Source organism: Yersinia sp. 2542 StPb PI, from assembly GCF_048593855.1.
Classification (GTDB): domain Bacteria; phylum Pseudomonadota; class Gammaproteobacteria; order Enterobacterales; family Enterobacteriaceae; genus Yersinia; species Yersinia enterocolitica_E.
Map to the genome: position 1 here is coordinate 1 of NZ_JAZGQA010000204.1, position 7,353 is coordinate 7,353.

Consider the following 7,353-nt stretch of genomic DNA (forward strand, 5'->3'; position numbering starts at 1 on the left):
GAGCAACAACGTTTGTAGCAGCCGGCCCGCGCGGGCTGTCTTGGATGGTATACTCAACACGCTGGCCTTCAGCCAAGGTTTTGAAACCATCAGTTGCGATCGCGGAGAAATGAACAAACACATCTTTACCGCCATCATGCTGTTCAATAAAACCAAAACCTTTGCTTTCGTTGAACCACTTAACCTGACCTGTCTTCTTAGACATAAACTTCACCTTCAACTTCTACTTTCAAATAACATTAAATCTGCCATAAGGCACTCGCGCTATGAGTAATAGCGGGCCTGCATCAGAACATTACTTATGGGAGTTACTATCAGAGATACTGGAAGGTTCGTCTTTGGAGCGGCATCAACAAGATAACGTCTGGGAGGAACTGCTTTACTTTAGTCTCGAACACTCTTACACATAAATAGGTCTGTAGCACAGGCCAGCGGCTATTAACTCATAAAATACCATGCCGCGCAACTATTTTATCTGGGAAGGTCGGTCAGTAAGTAGCATCAATGGGATGCCACGCATAAAAAACCAATATTCTCCACTGCTTACCCCATTATTTATCGATATCAATCTAGACTAAAAACTGAATAAGCATGAAGGAGCTATCCGATTATGACTCACCCACCGTTTGTCCACCCCGATGAGATTCGCGCCAGATTCTCCAGTGCCATGTCGGATATGTATCAGGATGAAGTACCGCTATACGGAGCCTTGTTACAACTGGTTGCTGATATCAACAACCAAACTATGGGTCAGCAACCGGAACTTACCCGCCATTTACGCCAGACCGGAGAGATTGAGCGCCTGAACATGGAGCGACACGGTGCTATCCGAGTGGGAACCGCCGCTGAACTTGCGACCCTGCGCCGCCTGTTTGCGGTGATGGGTATGCTGCCTGTTGGTTATTATGACCTGGCCCCGGCTGGGGTTCCGGTTCACTCGACGGCATTCCGCGCTGTCCATGAAGCTTCGCTGCAAACCTGCCCATTTAGAATTTTCACCTCATTATTGCGCCTTGAATTAATTGAACAACCAGAGCTGCGGCAACAAGCTGCCGATATTCTGGCAAAAAGAGTGATATTTACCCCACGGGCTATCGAACTAATTACTCAGCATGAAATTTCTGGCGGGCTGACCAGCAATGAAGCCGATGACTTTATTGCTCAGTCATTAGAGACATTCCGCTGGCATAATCAAGCGACAGTAAGTGCTGATGTTTACCAACAACTGCACGATCAGCATCGTTTAATTGCCGATGTGGTGGCTTTCAAAGGACCCCATATTAACCACCTAACGCCACGAACGTTGCATATCGATGCCGTACAAATTGCGATGCCAGAACATCAGATTACCCCTAAAGCGGTGATCGAAGGGCCACCTCCGCGCCGCTGCCCAATATTATTACGGCAAACCAGCTTTAAAGCCCTTGAGGAACAGGTTTCGTTTGTCGCAACAGATGGTCGACTCATTCGAGGCCATCACACCGCCCGTTTTGGTGAAATAGAACAACGGGGGGCAGCGCTGACAGCGAAGGGGCGTAATCTCTATGACTGCCTGCTACAGGCGGCACAAGATCAACTACAGGTTCCCGTGAATGAAAAAAATGCCCTGCAATACATGGCGATTCTCAAAGAGAAATTTAGCCAGTTCCCAGATGACTACCCGACAATGCGCGCTGAACAGCTCGCTTTCTTTCGCTATTTCCCTACCGAGAGAGGGCTAAGTACCCTTACTGAATCAATGCAAAACCTGACATTAGACCAATTGATTGACGGGGAATTTATCCAATATGAGCCTTTAGTTTATGAGGATTTTCTCCCCGTCAGCGCAGCAGGTATTTTTCAATCAAATTTAGGGGATAGTGGTCACAGCCAGTTTGCGGGGCACTCCAGCAAGCAGGATTTCCAGCGGGCGCTGGGAGCCACGGTAATTGATGAACTACAGCTATATGAAGAAACCCAGCAGCGCTCAATTGTGGCGTGCGCGGCATCCCTCAAGCTAACACTGCTGAGTCTATAAAGTGGGCTACCTGGCGTGGCGTGATAATGCCTGAATGTTCAACAGTAATTGTTCAGCCTGATCCGGCGGTAACTGTGCATCTACCGGCAGGTACCACCAATTAGGCTGAGCAAAAGCCCGGCACTTGACTGCATCTTTTTCAGTCATCAATAATATTTGCGGGCCACTCGTTAGCGGACTAAGTTGTGCTAATGAATAATCCTGATGGTCAGCAAAAGCATGCTTACTCTTAGGCTCAATACCCAGTAAATTCAAGGTGGTAAAGAACCGAGGAGGATGGCCAATACCCGCCATTGCAACGACATGCTGGAGTTGCTGTGCGGGCAACCGCTCACCGCTAACCAGATTGACTGCCTGCCGCGCCACCAACTGCATCGGTATTTCTCCGCTGGCGGCAATACCACCATTGGTGATTACCGCATCCACTGAGTGCAAACGCCCCGCCCGTTCACGCATCGGGCCTGCCGGTAACCACCAACCATTACCGAAACGACGCACACCATCGATCACCACCAGCTCAAAATCACGCTGTAGCGCATAATGTTGCAATCCATCGTCGGTGATGATGAAGTCCAAAGTGTGAGCTTTTAGTAACGCTTTGATGGCATCTGAGCGCGTTGGTGAGACAGCGACCGGTGCCTGAGTACGTTGATATATCAGAACCGGCTCATCACCTGCCTGCACCGTGGATGTCTCATTGGATAGCAGTAGCGGATACACCGTAGATTTGCCCCCGTAGCCACGAGACACCACCCCAACACGGTAACCCCGTAGTTGTAGCTGTTCCACCAACCAGATAACGACCGGTGTCTTACCATTTCCGCCAGCAGTAAGGTTGCCGACAATAACCACCGGGACCGGTGAGCGCCAGGCAGAACGCCAGCCAAGTGAGTAACTGGCCCGGATAAGTGCTGTGACCGCACCGTATAACCAAGATAGTGGCAGCAGTAACAGATACAGCCGAGACCGCCCAGACCAGATACGCTCAATCATTGGCCAAACTGCATACGATTAAGTTGGGCATAGGCACCATGTTGCGCCAACAACTCTGCATGTACACCACGCTCGACAATGCGCCCCTCTTCAATGACCAAAATTTCATCGGCTTTTTCAATCGTAGATAAGCGATGGGCAATAACCAGTGAAGTACGGTTTTTCTGCAACTCATCCAATGCGGACTGAATCGCCCGTTCAGATTCAGTATCCAGCGCTGAGGTAGCTTCATCCAGAATCAGTATCGGGCAATCGCGCAATAACGCACGAGCGATAGCGATACGCTGACGCTGCCCACCTGAGAGCATCACACCGTTCTCGCCAATAACAGTATCAAGGCCAAATTCCATTTTATTGATAAAGTCCATGGCATATGCCATTCGGGCGGCTTCTTCGATTTCAGCGCGGCTATAGTGCTCGTCACGGGCATAAGCGATATTATTGGCAACCGTATCATTGAACAGATGAACATTTTGCGACACCAAGGCGACTTGATTTCGCAAGGCACCAAGCCGATAATCTCGCAAATCGTGCCCGTCCATCAAGATACTGCCTTCGCTGACATCATAGAACCGGGTCAGTAAATTGGCGATAGTTGACTTACCTGAGCCTGAACGCCCTACCAATGCCACGGTCTTACCCGCTTCAATGTGCATATTGATATCATTCAGTGCTGGAGTATCTTTGCCTGGGTAGTAGAACGTGACATGGCGGAATTCTATTTCACCTTTAGCCCGCTCAACTTCCAGTTTCCCCTCGTCTTTTTCCTGTTCCATATCCAGAATAGCAAATAGCGTCTGACAAGCTGCCATCCCACGCTGGAACTGTGCATTCACATTGGTAAGGGACTTCAACGGGCGCATCAGAGCAATCATTGCCGAGAACACCACAGTGATGGTACCCGCTGTCAGGGTTTCCATCACACTTGGGAAACTTGCCGCATACAGCACAAACGCCAACGCAAATGAAGCAATCAACTGAATGATGGGATCAGAAATGGAAGAAGCAGAAACCAGCTTCATCCCCTGCTGACGCATGCGATTACTGACGGTATCAAAACGCTCGGTTTCAACTTTCTGTCCACCAAAGATCAACACTTCTTTGTGCCCTTTCAGCATTTGCTCTGCACTGGTGGTCACTTCTCCCATGGTGCTTTGCATATTTTTACTGATATTACGAAAACGCTTAGAGACTAACCGGATAGAAACAGAAACAATCGGTGCAATGACGATTAAAATCAGCGACAGCTGCCAGCTGTAATAAAACATCATGATAAACAAACCGATAATAGAGGCCCCTTCACGCACCACTGTAACCAATGCGCCAGAAGACGATGCCGCTACCTGCTCAGAATCATAGGTAATACGGGACAACAGCGTGCCAGTCGATTGCTGGTCAAAGAAGGATACCGGCATCCCCATCATATGGCTAAATAAGCGGCGGCGGATGAACATCACGACTTGACCAGAGACCCATGAGATACAATAGCTAGAAATAAAGCCGGTTATTCCACGAACCACCATCAAACCGATAACAGCCAACGGCATCCATTTTAAAATTGAGCTATTCGCTTTACCAAAACCATCATCGAGCAAAGGTTTTAGTAACGACAGCATAAACGTGTCACTGGCGGCATTAAGGATTAATGCTATCGCCGCGACAACAAGACCGGTCTTATAAGGAGAGATCATTGGCCAGAGGCGACGGAACGTCTGCCATGTGGATAGATCTTTATCATTCATCATGCAAATACCAGCACCAGAAGAAATAGCGGCCCATTCTACTCATTATGGCCTCCAACGCCAAACCGCTGGTGATACCAACGTGGCATTATTTGTTCCCGATAGCCCCTAATTTGCCAACTATCGCTGTAAAAATACACAGTTAGCTGCCCGGATACCGAGGTATCACGCCAAATAATGCTATTTTTTTGATAGCGTTTAATCACTTTTTTAGCTGGCAGGTGCCATTGGTTATAGCGTGCAGCGGAAGCAAAAGCCAATTCTGGCTTCACTGCCCGCAAAAATGGGCCGGTTGAAGAGGTATTGCTGCCATGGTGGGGAACTTGCAGCAATGTTGAGGCTAGCTTAGCACGATAATTTTTAACTAACTGTCGCTCTCCCCGTGTTTCAAGGTCGCCCGTCAATAACAGACTGTGTTTGCCATCATCAATGCGAATAACACATGAGTCATCATTTTGGGCGTTAATCACCTGAGTTCTCGGCCATAAAACGTCAAAATTTAAATTTTGCCATTGCCATTTCACGCCTTTCTGACAGGGCAAACCCGCTATCGGGCCAGCTAAGGAGAAAGGTGCACGGACTTTCGCCTGCGGGAATGCCGCCTTTAACTCAGCTAGCCCTCCGGTGTGATCAAGATGATCATGGCTAAGGATAATTTGCTCAACCACAATGCCCCGCCAACGTAAATAAGGGAGAATAACCGCGGCTGCCATGCTACTGGTGTGCCAACGATTGCCCGTATCAAAGATAATTGCTTTCCCTGCGCGTTCTATCACTATTGCCAGACCGTGCCCAATATCCAACATATCAACGCGCCAGCGATAATCATCACGCCGCTGAGTGAATAACACCAAATTGACACACAGGACTATCACCCCAATTGGATAGCTTCGCCACCACTGAAAACGCCAAATAAGTATTGCCAGCCACCCCACATAAGCTACGGCAACGGATGCTAACCCAGTATGCAACCAACCGGTTTTTAGGTAATTGAGTGGCCAGAGTACCGCGCAAAGCGATATATCGGCCAAGAACCAAAACAGGCCAGCTACGGTAGGCAATGGTATGCAGGCCAAGGCCAACAATACGCAAGGCACAGTAAGCAGGGATATGATAGGCACTGCCCACAAATTTGCAGCGATAGAAAACAAGCTGACGCCATGAAATAGGCCTATCTGTAGTGGCATCAATAGTAGCATCATACCAAATTGCAAATGGAACCAGCGGATAGTCAGCCCAAGCCATCCGCCCCTAAAACGCTGAGTAATTGGCACCCAATAGAACCAACATATCAGACTGAATACCGCCAGACAGGAGAGCCAAAAACTGTCTGATAGTACCGCCAGTGGTTCACTGAGTAATATTAGCGCCAACACCCAGAGCCACACTTGCCAGGCGCTGCATAAAATACCGAACAACCTCAGCAGTAACCATAGGGTTAATGCTATAGCCGCCCTCATCGCGGGTGGATTCGCGCCCGCCAACCAAACATAAACCATTGCCACAAACCAGCCAATCAGCAGCGGGAACACGGGACCGACCCAACTAACAGGTAGAAATAACTGGATCCCACGAGCCAGTATCCCGCCAAACAGCGCCGCTAGCCCGATGTGCAAACCCGATATCGCCATCAGGTGCGCCGTTCCGGTATTACGAAAAAGCGCCCACTGGTGTGTGTTCAACTGTTCTCTTTCACCAAAAGCTAAAGCTAGCAGTATCTGCCGCTGGTCATACTGCTGTAGCTGTTGTTCAATAACACTGATGGCCCGTTGGCGGAGATTACAATGGGCATCACGCAATTCAGCCTTAATCACTCGCCCTTGCAATGGACGCTGGTTGGCTATAGCCCAGCGTTGGCTATCAAAACCCCCTTCATTGAGTAAGCTATGCACCGCCCGCATTCGTAGCTTCAACGCCCATTGCTGCCCAGCACAATAGCGCTCAAGCTTCTCCGGCCACTTTACTGATACTGCAATCGGTGGAAATACTCTTTGCCCATTAACTTGCTGAATGCCCAACAGGACCTTATTCCCTTCTCCCCATGTCAGATAGGCATTCTTTATAGTGGCGATAACTTGCTGCTCACCTTGAGTTAACGCCTCAATTTGCATTAATACCCTATTTCCGTGCCAACTTCCCCACGCAAAGCTGATGATGACTAATGCCACACATTGCCAGTAGATACGCCCACTTAACCATACCAGTCCCCCCAACCCTAGCAGCCCCACAGTGATGAGAGTTCCTGGCAACTGAGGTAGAAAAATAAGGGGTAAGAAGCCAGTGGCAATAGCGGCCGCAGCATGATCGATTGATAAAGTGATAAGAAGCCATCCCTTGTATTACTGCCAGATAGCCTCATTGCCATCCGCTTGCCTTATCGTGAATATGCTGATTTTCTCTGTTGATGGATGATGCAGCCAGTACAAAAAGTGGAAGTTCAGAGCGGCTTCGCGAATAGTTTTATCTTGTTACATAGCTAACAACACCTATGCGGGATGTATCGAAAATAAAGCTGAGCTTATTACAGGTAAAAGGGAGATAGAGATAGAGATAGAGATAGAGATAGAGATAGAGATAGAGATAGAGATAGAGATAGATGAG

5 protein-coding genes are annotated in these 7,353 nt (G+C 48.7%); 1 reads left to right on the forward strand and 4 read right to left on the reverse strand.

The window, feature by feature from the left end:
- Window positions 1-205, reverse strand: a 205-nt coding sequence (cspE, locus tag V1952_RS18420; protein WP_420075282.1) for a transcription antiterminator/RNA stability regulator CspE, incomplete at its 3' end; no start/stop codon positions are given.
- 405 nt (window positions 206-610) lie between these two features.
- Between cspE and V1952_RS18425 the strand changes: the two genes are divergently transcribed.
- Entirely contained in the window at window positions 611-2,017 is a 1,407-nt protein-coding gene (locus V1952_RS18425) for a VOC family protein (RefSeq protein ID WP_372559333.1), read from the forward strand.
- A gap of 6 nt (window positions 2,018-2,023) precedes the next feature.
- Here the strand turns inward: V1952_RS18425 and lpxK are convergent, their stop codons facing one another.
- The 3 genes from lpxK to V1952_RS18440 are packed head-to-tail and all read right to left on the reverse strand — an operon-like array spanning window position 2,024 to window position 7,073.
- The gene (gene lpxK / locus V1952_RS18430) at window positions 2,024-3,010 is read right to left on the reverse strand and encodes a tetraacyldisaccharide 4'-kinase (protein ID WP_420071875.1); all 987 of its coding nucleotides are present in this window, start codon (window positions 3,008-3,010) and stop codon (window positions 2,024-2,026) included.
- A complete protein-coding gene (gene msbA / locus V1952_RS18435) occupies window positions 3,007-4,755 on the reverse strand; it encodes a lipid A ABC transporter ATP-binding protein/permease MsbA (protein ID WP_083158440.1) in 1,749 nt (582 codons plus the stop codon). Before msbA ends, lpxK begins: the two co-directional genes overlap by 4 nt.
- Before the next feature lie 35 nt (window positions 4,756-4,790).
- Window positions 4,791-7,073 (reverse strand): ComEC family protein, encoded by a 2,283-nt coding sequence (locus V1952_RS18440; protein WP_420075283.1) that lies wholly within the window; start codon window positions 7,071-7,073, stop codon window positions 4,791-4,793.
- Between the last annotated feature and the right edge of the window lie 280 nt (window positions 7,074-7,353).